Annotated in this window: 19 protein-coding genes and 3 pseudogenes; 14 read left to right on the forward strand and 8 right to left on the reverse strand. The window is 33.5% G+C overall.

The annotated features are described in order from the left end of the window. The first annotated feature begins 38 nt into the window (after window positions 1-38). The 9 genes from H964_RS05690 (at window position 39) to H964_RS05730 (ending at window position 9,852) form a co-directional block, all read left to right on the forward strand. Window positions 39-1,004, forward strand: a complete 966-nt coding sequence (locus H964_RS05690; RefSeq protein ID WP_011916100.1) for an ABC transporter ATP-binding protein — start codon at window positions 39-41, stop codon at window positions 1,002-1,004. After that, window positions 988-2,133: an ABC transporter permease gene (locus H964_RS05695; RefSeq protein WP_039765561.1), complete on the forward strand. Its 1,146-nt coding sequence runs from the start codon at window positions 988-990 to the stop codon at window positions 2,131-2,133. The genes H964_RS05690 and H964_RS05695 overlap by 17 nt, the downstream gene beginning before the upstream one ends. Beyond that, window positions 2,115-3,227 (forward strand): ABC transporter permease, encoded by a 1,113-nt coding sequence (locus H964_RS05700; protein ID WP_039765563.1) that lies wholly within the window; start codon window positions 2,115-2,117, stop codon window positions 3,225-3,227. Before H964_RS05695 ends, H964_RS05700 begins: the two co-directional genes overlap by 19 nt. A 185-nt stretch (window positions 3,228-3,412) precedes the next feature. Beyond that, entirely contained in the window at window positions 3,413-4,531 is a 1,119-nt protein-coding gene (locus H964_RS05705; protein ID WP_039765566.1) for a sensor histidine kinase, read from the forward strand. Continuing rightward, a complete protein-coding gene (locus H964_RS05710) occupies window positions 4,518-5,153 on the forward strand; it encodes a response regulator transcription factor (protein WP_039765568.1) in 636 nt (211 codons plus the stop codon). Before H964_RS05705 ends, H964_RS05710 begins: the two co-directional genes overlap by 14 nt. Before the next feature lie 130 nt (window positions 5,154-5,283). Beyond that, window positions 5,284-5,955 (forward strand): response regulator transcription factor, encoded by a 672-nt coding sequence (locus H964_RS05715; RefSeq protein ID WP_039765569.1) that lies wholly within the window; start codon window positions 5,284-5,286, stop codon window positions 5,953-5,955. A gap of 11 nt (window positions 5,956-5,966) precedes the next feature. Further along, a complete protein-coding gene (locus H964_RS05720; protein ID WP_039765570.1) occupies window positions 5,967-6,977 on the forward strand; it encodes a sensor histidine kinase in 1,011 nt (336 codons plus the stop codon). 138 nt (window positions 6,978-7,115) lie between these two features. Continuing rightward, entirely contained in the window at window positions 7,116-7,889 is a 774-nt protein-coding gene (locus H964_RS05725; RefSeq protein ID WP_039765572.1) for an ABC transporter ATP-binding protein, read from the forward strand. Beyond that, complete coding sequence (locus H964_RS05730) at window positions 7,882-9,852, forward strand: FtsX-like permease family protein (RefSeq protein ID WP_039765575.1); 1,971 nt, start codon at window positions 7,882-7,884, stop codon at window positions 9,850-9,852. The genes H964_RS05725 and H964_RS05730 overlap by 8 nt, the downstream gene beginning before the upstream one ends. Before the next feature lie 383 nt (window positions 9,853-10,235). Here H964_RS05730 and H964_RS13205 read toward each other — a convergent pair. From H964_RS13205 to H964_RS05740, 3 genes and pseudogenes are all read right to left on the reverse strand, one after another. Continuing rightward, window positions 10,236-10,370, reverse strand: a pseudogene (locus H964_RS13205) (AraC family transcriptional regulator); the annotation flags it as partial. A 74-nt stretch (window positions 10,371-10,444) separates the two neighbouring features. Continuing rightward, complete coding sequence (locus H964_RS12590; protein ID WP_011916090.1) at window positions 10,445-10,618, reverse strand: hypothetical protein; 174 nt, start codon at window positions 10,616-10,618, stop codon at window positions 10,445-10,447. 5 nt (window positions 10,619-10,623) lie between these two features. Beyond that, the gene (locus H964_RS05740; RefSeq protein ID WP_011916089.1) at window positions 10,624-11,100 is read right to left on the reverse strand and encodes a type II toxin-antitoxin system VapC family toxin; all 477 of its coding nucleotides are present in this window, start codon (window positions 11,098-11,100) and stop codon (window positions 10,624-10,626) included. A 177-nt stretch (window positions 11,101-11,277) separates the two neighbouring features. Here H964_RS05740 and H964_RS05745 point away from each other — a divergent pair, with 177 nt between their 5' ends. Then, window positions 11,278-11,586, forward strand: coding sequence for a response regulator transcription factor (locus tag H964_RS05745; protein ID WP_011916088.1), 309 nt, complete (start codon window positions 11,278-11,280; stop codon window positions 11,584-11,586). 96 nt (window positions 11,587-11,682) lie between these two features. On the opposite strand, the gene H964_RS12595 is transcribed toward H964_RS05745, so the two are convergent. The 3 genes and pseudogenes from H964_RS12595 to H964_RS13510 all read right to left on the reverse strand — a co-directional run bounded on the left by H964_RS12595 (window position 11,683) and on the right by H964_RS13510 (window position 12,366). Next, complete coding sequence (locus H964_RS12595; RefSeq protein WP_193353818.1) at window positions 11,683-11,829, reverse strand: hypothetical protein; 147 nt, start codon at window positions 11,827-11,829, stop codon at window positions 11,683-11,685. Window positions 11,830-11,940: 111 nt separating this feature from the next. After that, a pseudogene (locus H964_RS12125) lies at window positions 11,941-12,165 on the reverse strand (type II toxin-antitoxin system HicA family toxin). Then, entirely contained in the window at window positions 12,166-12,366 is a 201-nt protein-coding gene (locus H964_RS13510) for a type II toxin-antitoxin system HicB family antitoxin (RefSeq protein ID WP_039765591.1), read from the reverse strand. 562 nt (window positions 12,367-12,928) lie between these two features. Here H964_RS13510 and H964_RS05755 point away from each other — a divergent pair. The 3 genes from H964_RS05755 to H964_RS05765 are packed head-to-tail and all read left to right on the forward strand — an operon-like array spanning window position 12,929 to window position 14,481. Continuing rightward, window positions 12,929-13,225 (forward strand): ArsR/SmtB family transcription factor, encoded by a 297-nt coding sequence (locus H964_RS05755; protein ID WP_039765581.1) that lies wholly within the window; start codon window positions 12,929-12,931, stop codon window positions 13,223-13,225. A 6-nt stretch (window positions 13,226-13,231) separates the two neighbouring features. Next, window positions 13,232-14,203, forward strand: coding sequence for a permease (locus tag H964_RS05760; RefSeq protein ID WP_039765582.1), 972 nt, complete (start codon window positions 13,232-13,234; stop codon window positions 14,201-14,203). 32 nt (window positions 14,204-14,235) lie between these two features. Beyond that, complete coding sequence (locus tag H964_RS05765) at window positions 14,236-14,481, forward strand: thioredoxin family protein (protein WP_039765585.1); 246 nt, start codon at window positions 14,236-14,238, stop codon at window positions 14,479-14,481. 197 nt (window positions 14,482-14,678) lie between these two features. On the opposite strand, the pseudogene H964_RS13320 reads toward H964_RS05765, so the two are convergent. Beyond that, window positions 14,679-15,597: pseudogene (locus tag H964_RS13320) on the reverse strand (AraC family transcriptional regulator). A 165-nt stretch (window positions 15,598-15,762) separates the two neighbouring features. On the opposite strand from H964_RS13320, the gene queF reads away from it, so the two are divergent. Further along, window positions 15,763-16,173 carry a preQ(1) synthase gene (gene queF / locus H964_RS05775; RefSeq protein WP_011916080.1) on the forward strand — a complete coding sequence of 137 codons (411 nt, stop codon included), beginning with the start codon at window positions 15,763-15,765 and terminating at the stop codon, window positions 16,171-16,173. 32 nt (window positions 16,174-16,205) lie between these two features. Here queF and H964_RS05780 read toward each other — a convergent pair. Continuing rightward, on the reverse strand, window positions 16,206-16,798 hold a 593-nt coding region (locus H964_RS05780), incomplete at its 5' end, for a Uma2 family endonuclease (protein WP_237738219.1).

The raw sequence follows: 16,798 nt of genomic DNA on the forward strand, positions 1-16,798 counted from the left end.
AAAATATATTTAAATGCTTAAGAAGGTGATGGGAAATTATGACTGTGCTTGAAATCAAAAACCTTGTAAAAAGATATGGAAATGTTTTAGCACTTGACAACCTGTCACTGACAATCAAAGAAGGTGAAGTTTTCGGGCTTTTGGGACCAAATGGTGCAGGCAAAACTACATTTATAAATTGCATACTGGGACTTACTAACATCGACAGAGGCGAAATTTATATATTCGAAAAACCTTTAAACAAAGCTTTAAAAGAGTTAAAATCACAAATTGGAATTGTACCACAGGAAATTTCGCTCTACAGCAACCTAACTGTGTATGAAAACTTAAGCTTTTTTGGTTCGCTTTATAACCTCTCAGGGAAGCTTTTGAAAGAGAGAATAGAGTTTGCTTTAGAGTTTGTTCAGATGCAGGATAGCATCAAAAAACAGGTCAAAAACCTATCTGGCGGGATGAAAAGAAGAATAAACATTGCAGCAGCTCTTCTTAATAGCCCCAAACTTCTTATTATGGATGAGCCAACTGTTGGAATTGACATATACTCAAGAAAACTAATTTTAGAATCTGTGCAAAAACTTGCGCAAAGCGGCATTACAATAATCTATACAACCCACTACATTGAAGAGGTTGATAGAATTTGTACATCTGTTGCGTTCATAAATAAAGGAACAATCATCGAATATGGCTCAAAAGAATTTTTATTAAAAAAACTGTCAGATACAAATATTATCAGGATAAAATTGAGCAAGATTTTAGATGAGGTTCTGACAAAAATCAAAAACTTAGATGGAGTTGAAAGTGTAGCTTTTACTGGAGATGAACTTACAGTTTCTGTTGAAAAGTCAAAAAATCTTATAAAAGAGATTGTCGAAACTTTGTCTCAGGATGGATGTGAAATACTTTCCATATCTTATGAAAAGCCCACAATGGAAAAGCTCTACTTTGCAGTGATGGGCTATACCATAGATGAAAAAGGAGAGATTGTCCATGAGAGCAGCAGTTAAAGCCTTTTTATATACTTTAAAAGAAAATGCTATGAGCATTCCCCTGCTTTCTATAATGCTAATCTTCCCAATCATCTTGATTTTCATACTTGGAACTGCACTGTCTGGATATTTTAAACAAGTTGATATTCCGAAGATGAATATAATCATTGTTGAAGTAAATCTCAAGCCAAGCATTTATGATACTATTTTAAAATACGATAAAACTTTTACTAAGTTATTCAATGCAGAAGTTTTTGCTTCCAAGTCGGCTGCACTGAAAAAGTTTTCATCTTCTAATAAATACGTTGCTGTTGTGACATTCAAAGAGCATCAAAGGAATAACCATTCAAATTATAGCCCTTTTGGGAATTTTGACATTGAAATTACCTCAAAAGGAGGTTCACAAGAAGCTGGATTTGTCAAAGTGTATTTTAATATTTTTGCAAACTACTACAAATTTGCAAGAAGTATTTATTCACCTTCTGACATACCAAAATCAATAAATTTTGAATCTGCATTTTCGGGTCGCTTCCCAAGAGCTCTTGATTACTATGCTGTTGCAATGGTTGTTATGATGGCACTGTACGGCAGTTTTGGTGGTATTGCAGTAATTGAAGAAGAAAGAAAACAAAATACTCTCATAAGGCTTTTTGCATCACCTAAAAATCCGCAAATTATATTTGTTTCAAAAGCTTTTGCCCAGATGGTATTTTTGTATATTCAGCTTTGCTTAATAGTGCTTTTTTCAAAATACATCTACCAAGCAAACTGGGGTGAAAATCTTTGGATTATATTCTTACTTCTTTTTATCTACAGCATCTTTGCTATACTTTTTGGAATTTTTATTGCTCTTATCTCTAAAAACTATATACTCTCAAATGTTATAGTTAGCTCATTTGCTGTAATATCTACCTTTTTGGCAGGAGGATATGTAAGAATTGATATCAGCACAAAATTTTTAAGTTTCCTTAGAGACATTCTTCCAAACTGTGCTGTACAGTCTGCATTTTTTACCATAATCTACAATCCAAGTGAAATAACACATGTCAAAAATGTTTTTGTATATCTTTCTCTTCTTTGTTTGATTATTGCTCTCACTAGCATACTTTTAATGAGGAAGGTGAAACTATGGCAGTTTTCAAGATAAATATAAAACGCCTTTTGAAAGACAAATTCAATCTATTTTTGATGATTATACTTCCTTCAATTGCAGTTGCTCTTTCAACCTTTTTTACATTAAGCGTTGAATCTTCTTATAAAATTGGAATTATCACAGACAAAGAAAAAAGCAAGGTTGTAAAACTAATTGAAAAAGAGCTCAAAAAATGTTTTGATGTTAAAACCTTTGACCCTACCAAATCAATTGTAAGCCAGATGATTCAAAGCGGTATTGACTGTGTTGTTGTTTTAAAGAACAAGTCAGTTGATGATATTATTAATGAAAAACAGAAAAATATAAAAATATATACATTTGGAAAGTCTGAAACGCATATTATTTTGAAGGAATATCTAAACAGTGTGTTTAAAATACTTGCTGCTCAAAAGCGTATAAACAGCTCTAAATTTTTAGAGTCTTCAAAGTATATTTTTGAGCATTCTCCAATTGTATTAAATAAAATTTTTCAGCACCAGTCAAATTCTATTTCAATTGCTTTTGCCTCAGGATTTTTTATAATGTCTCTGCTCTGGCTTGCATTAAATGCTTCTAACATAATATTAAAAGACTACCAGGAAAGAGTTATTCTGCGAATTTTATGCTCACCAATTTCAAAGCAAAGCTATATTCTGCAGTCTATCTTGAACATATTTTCCATTACATTTTTACAGCTAATTTTTTTTGTGCTGCTATGTTCGTATGCATTTAGACTTACTTTTGGAACTAACATACTTATTGTTATTTCAGTTCTCTCCATTTGTAGCTTTATGTTTGTTGCTTTTGCTGTAATGTTTATAAGTATAGTTAATGACATGAGAAAACTTGCAAGTTTGAATTCAATGGTCGTAACAATAATGTGCATGCTTGGTGGCTGCTACTGGCCGCTCAGCATTATGCCAAAGTTTCTTCAAAAGATTGCATTGTTTTTCCCAACAACATACGCAGTAAATCTAACAAAGAATGTGCTAACTGGCAAATCCATAGAAAGTATGATGGTTGACATTGGGATAGTTACAGCATTTTGTCTGTTTTTTACACTTGCGGGCATAAAGCAGCTTTCTAAAAATGTAATGTCAAAGCTGTGAATTTGTAAAAAGGCACCTTATTCAGGTGCTTTTACTTTTTTTGAATATTATGTACTCTCCATATCTGAGTTCAAACTCTTCCGGAAATACAAAAGTTGACAAATCAATCTCAGTAATAATTTTGGGCTTTTCTGTACAATATGATAAAATAAATTTTAGCAATAACAACTATGCTGGAAAAGAAAATGCTTTCATTCATTATAAGCGCCTATACTCTTTGGAGTTTATATGAGGATGGCAAGCTTTCTAAAATAGCCATTTTGTTCTTACTTCTATTTTTGTCATTAGAATTCTTAAAAACTGAATATCTAAAATCCATATACCATACGGCAGCTGCTGCCTTTGCAGAGCTGGTCATAATATTTTTTGCTATTTTTCTTTGTGGTTGGAGATTTTTCTTTCTAATACCTACTGTTGTGTGTACATTTTTACACCATAGAAACAAGATATCAATTTACTCAATTGCCTCTATACTCTTTATCAGTCTTTTTCTTATCCCTTCAAAGATGGTAAGGGAATATGCTTTTGTCTGCGTTTTTGTTTTCTCTTTAAAATTAGTCACACAGATGCTGAAGAGAACAAAGCACGAATACTTAGAAAAAATTGACCATCTAAGACTTTTAAACTTGCAGCTGAGCAAGTTAAAAACACAGCTTTTAGAGTCGCAGCAGACAATAGAACGTCTTGCTGCACAAAATCAGCAGATGAAAATAGCAACTTCTTTGCACGACACAGTGGGGCACAACTTGGCAGCGCTGAATATCCAGCTCAATGCCATAAAGAGCTTGCTGGAGAAAAAAGGAGTACTTGAAGATGCTCAAATAAACCAAATCATATCTTCATGCTTGCAGCAGACTCAAACATCTTACGAAAGTTTGAGAAAGTTTGTCTATTCAATGAAAAACTCTTTTGAAACCAAAGAAAAGTACTTATCTCAATTGATAGAAAATTTTAACTTCTGCAACATAACATTAAACCGCAGCGGAGACATTGAAAACATTCCATCACACGTATTTGAAAATCTAATGGCAATCCTCAAAGAAGCTCTTTTAAACGTGGCAAAACACTCAAATGCTACTCAAGTAGCTGTATCTTTGGAATCAAAACCAACATATGTGCGTCTTGCTGTGCATGACAATGGCAAGAAAAAAGGAGAAATAAAAGAGGGCGTTGGGCTCATGAGCATAAAACTTCGAGCAAAGTCTATGGGCGCAACAGTCAACATTGACAACCATGCTGGATTTTCAATAGTGGTATTTGTCCCATTAAAAAGCAGGAGGGAAGATTACTTTGAAAAAACCTAAGGTCTTAATTGTTGATGATAACCCTGCCGTTTTGGACGGTCTTAAAATTATCCTTGAGCTTGAAAATTTTGAGGTTGTAAGCCTTTGCACCAATGCAAAAGAAGCAGTAGAGTTTCTCGAAAAGAAGCATGCTGACGTTGTTCTTATGGATATTAGAATGCCTGTTATGGATGGTATTGAGGGAACTTTTAATATAAAAACCAAATTTCCAAATGTCAAAGTGATAATATTAACAACATTTTGTGAAGAGGATTACATAGAAAAGAGCCTGAGCTTTGGCGCAGATGGGTACATCCTTAAAAGCTCTGATGCAAAGCATATTGTGAATTCTATTTTGTCTGTGCTTGACGGTAAGGTTGTTATGGACAAAGAAATTGCTTTATACATTTCAGATGTATTGAAAAGGACCAGTAAACAGTTACTTGAAAAAACACAAAACCTTACTGAAAGAGAGCTTGAAATTGCAAAGCTCATATCACAAGGATACTCAAATAAGGAAATTGCAAGGATGCTTTTCATCTCTGAAGGTACAGTAAGAAACTACATAACATCCATTCTTCAAAAGTTAAATCTTAAAAATAGAACCCAAATTGCAGTATACTATCTTACTAAATTTTCTTAATCTCAAAAGCGTAAGACATAGGCATTTGTTAATCAATTGTTACTCAAAAGCATGCTTGAATAAATGGTCGTAAAAAAATATAATCTATCTGTACCCAGTTTATGTAGACTGTTTGTCGGAGTGATTTTTAATGTATAAGATAATGATTATTGAAGACGATATATCTATTGCTGAAACTATAAAAAACCACTTGTCCAAATGGGATTTCGACGTACGTTATGTTACAGATTTTAAAAATATCATTGAGTGCTTTATTCAATTTGAGCCACATCTCGTGTTAATTGATATAATATTGCCTTTTTACAACGGGTTTTACTGGTGTAACGAAATACGTAAAATATCAAAAGTTCCTATTATGTTTATATCTTCTGCAAGCGATAATATGAATATCATAATGGCTATCAATATGGGTGGAGATGATTTTATTGAAAAACCTTTTGATTTGAACGTCCTTACAGCAAAAGTCCATGCCCTGATAAGGAGAACTTACTCATTTGTCTCAAATATAAACCTTATTGAGCACAAGGGAGTTATTTTAAATCTCAATAATACCACTCTAATTCATCAAAATAAAAAAATTGAGTTAACAAAAAATGAATACAAAATTTTGCAATTGCTTATGGAAAATGCCGGAAGAGTGGTATCCCGTGAAGAAATTATGCAACACCTTTGGCAAAGTGATAGCTTTATTGACGATAATACTCTTACAGTAAATATAACAAGGCTTCGCAAAAAGTTAGCTGAGTTAGGTCTCGAAAATTTTATCAAAACCAAAAAAGGCATTGGATATATTATAGAATGAGGGGAAAAAATATGAAGGATTACATAAACATTATAGGGGCATATTTAAAACGGAATATGTTGCTTATCATTTATCTGTTGGTTTCAAGCTGTATATTTTTTTCTATTTCATTCCTTTATTCTCTTCCTTTAGAACCCACAGTTTATAGCTTAGTACTAATATATATTTTTGCATTTATCATTGGAATTACTGACTTTTTCTCATTTTATAAACAACATATAACACTTGAAAAACTAAAACGAAACATTACGATTGCGGATTTTTCTTTTCCAATTGCAAAGGATTTGATTGAAAAAGATTATCAAGAACTAATTAAAATCATTAATGAAAGCAAAATTGAAATTTTAACTAATAATGAGAAAGTCTATAGAGATATGATTGATTATTACACAGCATGGGCACATCAAATTAAAACACCCATAGCTGCTATAAAGCTGGTTTTACAAGCAGAACAATCAAAAATTAGCAGTGAACTTTTAGAACAACTATTCAAGGTAGAGCAGTATGTTGAAATGGTTCTTCAATATCTTCGTATGGAAAATATGAGCAATGACTTACTACTTAAGAAATATTCACTTGACCATATTGTAAAACAAGCGCTACGAAAATATTCTCTAATTTTTATACGTAAAAAAATAAAACTCAATTACAAAGAATTAAACTGCCATGTGTTAACTGACGAAAAATGGCTAACATTTGTTATTGAACAAATACTTTCAAATGCGCTTAAATATACAAACCCCGGTGGTCAAATCTCTATTTATATGGAAAACAATTTGCCAAATACATTGGTTATTGAAGATACAGGCATAGGTATTGCAAAAGAGGATTTGCCCCGTGTTTTTGAAAAAGGCTTTACAGGATATAACGGTCGCTTGGACAAAAAATCTACAGGTATTGGACTTTACCTTTGCAAGCGGATTTTAGATAAACTATCACACAAAATTATAATCGAATCAGAAGTTGGAAAGGGTACAAAAGTAAAAATCAACTTTGATACTGTTGATATAGCACCAGATTAGTTTATCTAATTAAAACCTTACTAAAATGTAAGATTGAGAAGAGAAAATGTAAGCCAAAAATAAGGCAAGCATTTTCTCTTTTTTGTTATAATGAACAGGAATAAAAAAGTCAATTTTGCACTCGGAGGGAAGTAAAATATGACACATGTTCTTTTAGAAGTAAATAGTTTAAAGAAAATCTACACAACAAGATTTGGTGGAAATCCTGTTCAGGCACTTGCAAGTGTATCCTTTTCAGTAGAGCAAGGAGAATATATAGCTATTATGGGCGAATCTGGTTCAGGTAAAACAACACTGTTAAACATCATTGCAGGTTTTGATAAACCTACAAGCGGTAAAGTATTACTAAATGGCAGAGAAATTACGTCAATGAATGAAAAAGAAATCTCAGCCTTCAGACGAAATAACATAGGCTTTGTGTTTCAAGATTACAATCTTCTTGACACATTTTCTATACAAGACAACATCCTGTTACCTCTTGTCTTAGCAGGAAGACCATATACAGAAATGTATGAGAGGTTAAAACCTGTTGCTGAAAAACTTAGAATTTCTGATATTCTCTCAAAATATCCTTATGAGGTCTCAGGCGGACAAAAACAAAGAGCTGCAATTGCCCGTGCACTTATTACAAAACCCCAGCTTATTCTTGCCGATGAACCAACTGGTGCTCTTGACTCACATTCATCCGAAGAATTATTAAGACTATTTGCCGAGATAAATAATGAAGGTCAAACAATTCTTGTAGTCACACACAGCATAAAAGTTGCAAGCTATGCAAAAAGAGTTATGTTTATAAAAGACGGAGAGATTTTTCATCAAATTTATAAAGGTTCAATGTCAAATGATGAAATGTATCAGAAAATCTCCGATACGCTTACCATGATTGCAACAGGAGGTATCCGAAATGCTTAAATCTTTTTATATAAAATTTGCAGCTAATAACATAAAAAGAAATACCCAAGCATATATCCCATATATACTGACCTGTATTGGAGCAGTTATGATGTTTTACAACATGTGTTTTTTGTCTAATACAGAAGATATCGGACATTTGAGCGATAGCCAAGCGCTGAGGAGTATTTTGCGATTTGGAGCAGGAGTAATTGGTATTTTTTCTGTTATATTTATTTTTTACGTAAACAGCTTTTTGATAAAGAGGCGTAAAAAAGAATTGGGACTTTTCAATATTCTTGGAATGGAAAAAAGACATATAGCAAGTATTATGTTTTTTGAAACGGTAATCATAGGACTGATATGTATTGCATCTGGTATTTTATCAGGAATAATTTTAAGCAAACTTATGACACTTCTACTTTTTAAAATTGTAAGTTTTAAAGTTGTCTTTGGTTTTGAAATATCACCATCATCCATTTTGGTCACAACTCTTTTATTCAGCGGAATTTTTATATTAAACCTTATATATAACATCTTCTCGGTACATCTATCAAAACCCATTGAATTATTAAAAGCAAGCAATGTAGGTGAAAAAGAACCAAAAACAAAATGGCTTTTAACCATCATTGGTATAGTTTGCCTTGGGATTGGATATTACATTGCACTTACAACTGAAAAACCTTTAGCAGCGATGAACATCTTTTTTGTTGCAGTTATCTTAGTAATGATAGCGACATATTGTTTGTTTACCGCTGGAAGCATAGCATTTTTAAAGACTCTTCGGAAAAACAAAAACTATTACTATAAACCTAATCATTTTATATGGATTTCTAACATGATATACAGGATGAAACAAAATGCAGTTGGGCTTGCAAACATATGTATACTTTCAACCGCAGTAATTGTTGTACTTTCAACCACAATTTCCCTGTATATTGGAGTTGAGGATATTTTAAAAACTCGCTATCCACAAGAAATAATTATTACATCGGACAATATTAACTTAGAAAATGTAAAAAAAGTTGATAATACGATAATGCAGCAATTGAAAAAATTTAATATAGTTCCTAAAAACATGGTTAAATACAAATATTTAGAGCTTGCTTTAATTCAAGATAAAACTCATTTCAGAATAAAAAAACAAAATTTTTTTGATAAGAACTCAGCCATTGCCTTTGTAGTGCCTCTTGAGGACTACAATAATATTGAAAAGAAAGTTATCAAATTATCTGATAATGAAGTTCTTCTGTATACTAGTAACGTTAATATCTCTGAGAACATTATCAATTTCAATGGTTTCAAACTCTCAATTAAAAAACGATTAACTTCAAACTCTCTAACTAATAGCCTTACACCAGCTATTAGTTGTTTTTGGATAATAGTCAAAGACATTGAAACAATGAAGAAAATCTTCTGTTCACTAAATAGCAATAAAAACGACATGGTACAATTTTCATATTATTATGCTTTTGATTTTGATGGTAACAAGGATAATCTCATGGACATTTGCACAGCACTAAAAAATAGCTTAAACAAAATAGTAAATGATGCAACAATTGAAGTTCGTGAAATGGCAAGAGAAGGTTTTTACTCTATCTATGGCGGGTTATTATTCATTGGTTTGTTTCTTGGACTTTTGTTTATTATGGCAACAGTGCTTATAATTTACTATAAACAAATTGAAGAGGGATTTGATGATAGGCATCGCTATGAAATTTTACAGAAAGTGGGTATGACGCGTCTGGAGATTAAAAAGTCAATACAAAGCCAAATACTTGCAACCTTCTTTTTGCCTTTATTCTCAGCAATAGTTCATATAGCGTTTGCTTTCAAAATAATAGTTAAAATGTTACAGGTATTCAACCTTACAAATATACCTTTGTATGCTCTTTGCACATCTGCTGTTATACTTGTGTTTGCTATATTTTATACTGGCGTGTATGCCCTTACAGCAAAAACCTATTATAAAATTGTAAGTTAGTTTATTCAATACTTTTTGTTGCCTTCTGCAGCAAAGGATAGATATTTTAAAAGCTGCGGAGGGTTTTTTATTTTTGTGTAAGTATTGCCTAACTTAAAACTTAAATATTGTATATTGTTTATGTCCTGAAATGTTCAAATTGCTGAGGATAAAAAATTTTTAAAGCAAGTATGACACAAACCCTTGTATTTGTAGTTGTGGGAATTGGCATTAGTACTTTTCTTCACGGCTACATTCCAACAGGTGCACTTGCAAAAATTGCTGGCAGGAACAATCCCTTTACTGTGGTATTTGTAACTTTACTTGGAATACTCCTTTACTTATTAAAGAGGTCAATGACTACAAAAAAATCCATTTTTTCTAAATTCTAAAGCGCTCATGTCTTAGTGTTTGTGAAACACCCTTGCAAAGGTTGAACATGAGTAAAAGACTACCTTAAGAGCTATCTCAGTAGTCACTGGCTTGTCGGTTGAAAGAAGCAGGCTGCATGCGTGCTGAATCCTCACCTCAATCAAAAAGCCGAGTTTCTAAAAAACAAAAAAGCCACAGATAGTTTGCAGAAAAAATTATTTGTGGTTTACCTGTTATGAAATTATTGAATAATTTCCTTCTTTTTTTTCTTTTTCAGTTCCTCTAATTCTCTCTCTACTTTTTTTGCCGTTTCTTCAAAATACCTAATCAATTCTTCTGGAGTCATGCCTTTTGTTTCTTCGTAGATCTCCTCCTGTATCCTGTGCAGTTCTTTCATCGCGCTTGTTTCAAACATATTTGTCACTCCTCTTCCTCTAACATCATAAGTGGTGACACCAGTTGAATTTCTCTATAACCCATAAGTTTGTTTATTGCGTTTACGCCTTGAATTGTCCTATATCTAACTATATGCTTAAAATTCCATGATACCAAAATATCACATTCGTTAATGCTTGCTACTGCAATATGGACTGCGTCGTCGAAAAACCTTGACGGAATTATACATTCATTCACATACTTCTGCGCAAGTTCCAAAACTTGTTGGTTAATCTCAATTCTCGTGAATTCTATCTGGGACATATACTCTAATAGCCTGCTTCTTTTTGGTTCCTTGCACTTATTTAATTCAGTTATTACTGCACTTGAAATGTATATATTGTATTTTCCTTGTTTAAGCTCTTCCCAAAATTTTCTTGTTATCTGCATATACTCAGGATTATCATGGTGGTCTAAGTGACTTATAACTGAGGTGTCAAGGTATACTCGTAGCCTCCTCAATGTTACAAATTTTCTCCTTTCTTACACTAACACCTCTTCCCCGCCTCTGATTTAATTATACCACAAGCCAGCGTGTTCTAGAATATATCTTCATTATTATAAAAAATTTTAGTAAAATAAAAGCATTGGTAGAAAACATTCAAGCATTTGAACTTTGAAGGTAGAGGGAAGATTACTTTGAAAAAACCTAAGGTCTTAATTGTGGATGATAACCCTGCCGTTTTGGACGGTCTTAAAATCATCCTTGAGCTTGAAAATTTTGAGGTTGTAAGCCTTTGCACCAATGCAAAAGAGGCAATAGAGTTTCTCAAGATGTGGCATGCTGACGTTGTTCTTATGGATAAAGTATACTCAAATAAGGAAATCGCAAGGTTGCTTTTCATCTCTGAAGGTACAGTGAAAAACTACATAACATCCATTCTTCAAAAGTTAAATCTTAAAAATAGAACACAAATTGCAGTATACTATCTTACTAAATTTTCTTAATCTTACTTTTTGTGTTTGCCGGAGTAAAGATGTTATCCAAAAATGTACCTTCGAAGGTGTTAATTAAAGTTTTTCTTGTGATAATATTTTAATTCATTAATGTAAAATATCGTAAATTAGTCTGCCAACAAATTCTCCAATTTTAAAGGCTAAAAGAGAAAATAATCCAAAACCAATAAAAATCAGCGATACCCTAATTATAGGTGGGAATTTCTCCAATTTTGTAATCATCTGTTTTAGCATTTACCAAACCTCCAGTTCTATATCGGAGATGATTAAAGGAAAGTTACAGCAGAAGACAATCTAAATGTATCTAATAAGAATCTTCTCTTTTTCAGCAAATTGACAAAAAGCTTAAAGGAGTTCTAAAAACTCTTCTAAACTTATTCCTGCTTGTTCCAAAATACTTTTTAATGTTCATCTTGTAACTTCTTCATGCATTGGAATAATTACGTTTCTTGTTGGATTTTCTTTTTTGAGCTTGAGATGACTGCCTTTTTGTGCCACTTCTTTAAATCCAGCTTTTTTGAGTGCTCTTATTATTTCCTGTGGCTTTAGTATAGGATACCTGGAAGACATTTACACAGCCACCTCTATAGTAGTTATCAGCGGTGGCATTTGTGGTTTTTGTATTTCTTCTCCCTCGTAGTAAAGTTCAAGAGTTTCTTTTAAGTTAGCTATTGCTTCTTCGATGGTTTTTCCTTGTGAAGCTACACTGTTTTCTACGCATTTAGCGATATACCAGCTGTCCTCTTTGCTTACTACTACTGTAAACAACATAACAAAATCACCTTTTTCGTTTGAAAGTTTTTTGCTTACAACTTTTATTATACCACACAAAAAACAAAAACCACAGCTTAAAAGCTGCGGTTTGATTTTTATTTTTACATTTTTTTGTAGATAGATTTTGAATACAATTTCCCTTGCAGTTTTTATTATATCCTCAGCTTTCAGTTTTTGCAATATAACCCTTTTAATTATCTCGAATAGGTGTAAAGATATTTACCACAGCGAAAAATAGTGCGAAAACACTAAGGAGAAGGTTATAAAAAGAATTGAGGCTGCCTTCATCCTGAACGAATATAATTAAAAAGTGTAATGTGCTATTCAAAAGAAACACCAAAAACTGTCGTCAGAATGGGAGTGTAGTCTACTATGAATATTATATCATAATCACGAAATAAGAATCTTCCCAAAAAATCAAGAATACAAAAAATGAACTTGAATTTTTTTGTTCATTAGTTTATTATATAATTAAATGCTTATAAACTAAATAAAAGAGAGGTGCAAAAAGCACAACTCTTTCTTTTAAAGCTGAAAAAAGAAAGATTGTGCGAAAACTATGTCCATGGAAGAAAGGCTTGCGAAGGTGTTCAAAGCGCTTTCTCATCCAATTAGAATAAAGATAGTTCAAAACCTGTTGAGCGGTGAAAAGTGCGTATGTGAACTTTTACAGTTTGTTGAATTCTCTCAACCAAACTTATCTCAACATTTGAAAATCTTAAAAGAAGCAGGTTTGCTTGAACACCGCAAGGTGGGTGCAAATATGCACTACAGGATTAAAAATGAATATGTCAAGGCTCTGCTGAATATAGCAGAAGCCTTCATACTTGAGTGTCAAAAGACTGAAAGGGTGTGATAGCATTTGTTTGCTCCAGCCCAGAAATTTGCTGATATTGTAACTTACAATATTTTTAAAATCCCGCAGGGTTCAAAGCTTGCGAGTGCTGTAAATTTTTTTATATTCGACACAATCAAGATTTTTATTCTGTTATTTTTGATTGTATTTGTGATAACTTATATAAGAAGCTTTTTCTCACCTGAAAAGACAAGAGAAATTCTTTCACACAAAAAACAGAATATCTTCCTTGCCCACATTTTAGCAGCACTTTTAGGAATTGTAACACCGTTTTGTTCATGCTCAGCAGTCCCACTTTTTATTGGCTTTGTTGAAGCAGGAATTCCGCTTGGTGTGACATTTTCTTACCTGATTGCTGCTCCAATGGTAAATGAAGTGGCGCTCGGACTTTTGTATGCAAATTTTGACCTTAAAATTGCTCTTATTTACGTGCTGTCGGGTGAGATAATTGCAATTGCAAGTGGCATTGTAATTGGAAAGCTTCATCTTGAAAAGTATGTTGAGGACTATGTTTTTAAAATCAAAGTCGGTGATGTTCAAATTTTTGAGGACAAGAAAACTTTAAAGCAACGTCTCAAAGAAACACTTGAATTTACCATTGAGCTTATAAAAAAGGTATGGATATTTGTAGTTGTGGGAATTGGCATTGGCGCATTCTTGCACGGCTACATCCCAACAGGTGCACTTGCAAAGATTGCTGGAAAGAACAATCCTTTTGCCGTGGTCTTTGCAACAGTACTTGGTATTCCACTTTACTCAAACGCAGCAGGGATTATTCCACTTGTAAGTGAGTTCAGGCGCCTTGGAGTTTCGATGGGAACATCGCTTTCTTTTATGATGAGTGTAACAGCCCTGTCGCTCCCTGAGATGATACTTCTTCGAAGAGTTCTAAAACCAAAACTCCTTGGGATATTTGTGGCAATTGTAGGCTGTGGGATAATTATAACAGGGTACTTATTTAACCTTATTCTTGGATAAAAATTTTAAAGAAAGGAAGGTGTGATTGACAAATGGTTATAAAAGTTCTTGGTGGTGGATGTGCAAATTGCAAAAAGCTCATGGAGAATGCTAAAAAAGCAGCTGAGGAGCTTGGGATTGAGGCTCAATTTGAAGAGGTAAAAGATATTGAAAAGATAATGTCTTACGGTGTTATGAGAACACCTGCGCTTGTTGTAGATGAAAAGCTTATATTCTCTGGCAGGGTTGCAGGTGCTGAGGAGATAAAAGAGGTTTTAAAAAAAGAGGCAGGAAAGTAAAAAGCTATTTTCTATTTATGAGGCGGGCAGCACACCCGCCTTTTAATTTTCTCTGTTGTATTTCCCATCACTCTTTTAGCTAACCAAAATTCATTTTATGAGACTTGCTCTATGTTCCAAATTTTCAGAGAAAAATTTTTAGTCACTAATTTACGCAACATCACTGTGCACTGTAGCTTGCTCTGCTCAGTTCAGACCTATCCAGCTCCTCCTCTTTTTCTGAACTCCAGTGCACTCATACCTTTGTGTTTGTGAAAGACTCTTGCAAATGTTGAATACGAATCAAACCCAACCTCAAGAGCAATATCTGTCACCGGCTTGTCTGTTGAAAGAAGCAGGCTGCATGCATGCTGAAGCCTCACCTCAATCAAAAAGTTGTGAAAGTTGCTGCCAACAAGCTTTTTAAAAAGCTGGCTTATGTAAGATGGGCTCAAGTGAAACTCTTTCGACAAGGTTTTTAGGTCTATGTTCTGGTTATAATTCTTATGCACATAGTACACAAGCTGCCAGTAGTCGGTTGGAACAGGAATGTTCTCTTTTTGAGCTCTGTTTGTGACAAAGTTAGAAGCAGGCCTTTGAAAGTTTTTTCCCACATGCCAAATTTCTGCATCTGTCAAAGTATGCAACTATCTCTAAAATCTTTGCTTTGAGTATTATCTCTGCCCACACATCCTGCTGGTTATAATATATCCATGCTTCTTCAAATAGGCTGTCCATCATCTCTTTTTCCTTGCCTTCAAAGTAGTAATAGGGAAGGACATTTTCGTCGTAGTTCAAAAGAAGCTGACCTATTCTGTAGAAGATGCTCGATGGTGCTAAAAGCTCCTCAAACGAAATTGCAACAACATAAATTGAAAGAGGGTTTTGCTCTGAATACTCTATTCTGTGGATTTGGTACGGCATTACAATTGAAAATGTGCCAGGTTTTAGACTGTAGCTGATTGAATTTATATGTTCTGTCCCCTCGCCTTTTACAACATACATAAACTCAACAAAATTGTGCCTGTGAAGCTTAAAATATCTTGGGTCTTCCCAGAAATTCAAAGCAAACTTCTGTGGTCGCTGGCTAACATAGTCAAAAATCTCTTCTATGTAAAGAGGCTCTTTTTCTGGCATGTATCATTCCCCTCAAAAATTTTTAAATTCGTATTGTTAATTTTCATTATACCCCAATTTACAATGCAAATTAAAGTATGCTAAAATCTTTTTTGCAGGCTTAAAAGCATATCATGGCTGATTCGCAGCAACTCCGGTCAACAAAACAAGGGAGGTTTTGAAAAAATGCAGTCGCCAAATTTAAATGACAAATACCAGCAAAGAAGATTTGACATCTATGGCTATGAAAAGATAGACACTGACGTTTTAGAAGCAATTGACTATGAATACCCTGAAAAAAATACAGTTGTTGAGTATATCACAGACGAATTTTCATCAGTTTGTCCGTGGACAGGTCTTCCTGATACAGCCCGGCTTACAATAAGGTATATACCCAACAAAAAGCTTGTTGAGCTAAAATCATTGAAATATTACCTGACATCATTTAGAAATGTGGGAATTTTGCAGGAACATGCTGTAAACAGGATTTTAGACGACCTTGTAAAATTGCTTGAGCCAAAGTTCATGGAAGTGATTGGAGAGTTTCACGAACGTGGTGGTATTTCAACAAGAGTTGTGGCAAGGTACGAAAAGTAAGTCCATACCTTGCCACCTTACTTTTTTAAGAGTTATATCTCTGCAAAAACTTCGTCGGTTGAAATCTCAAAGCCAGAGAGAAAAGATGATCTAATAATAGCAGGATGGAAAAATACACTGCTTATATCGAATCGGTCTTCTTTTGCTTTCACAAAGACTGCAACGCTCTTTTCCTGCGGATTTACAATCCAATACTCTTTTGTACCATATCTTTCATAAAGTTTTAGTTTTATAAGATAATCCCTTGCAGATGTATTTGGAGAGACAACCTCTACAACAAATTCTGGCGCTCCCACTATGCCTTTTTGGTCAATCTTAGATTTATCACAAACCACAAACACATCTGGCTGGACTACGTTTTTTATATTTCTATCTTCGCTTCCTTTTGGTGCAAGCCTTACATCGACAGGTGAAATAAAAGGCACACATTCTTTATCTTGCAGAAAAATCCTTAGTTTATGATAAATATTCCCACACACATGCTGATGAAAAACTGAAGGAGAAGGTGCTAAGTTATATAACCTGCCTTCAATAATTTCATATCGCCCATTATCTTCTAATTTTTGATATTTTTCATAATCATACTCAATCGAAATAAATTCTTCCATTTCAAAAAACACCTTGG

This window comes from Caldicellulosiruptor sp. F32, assembly GCF_000404025.1.
GTDB classification, from domain to species: Bacteria; Bacillota; Thermoanaerobacteria; order Caldicellulosiruptorales; family Caldicellulosiruptoraceae; genus Caldicellulosiruptor; species Caldicellulosiruptor saccharolyticus.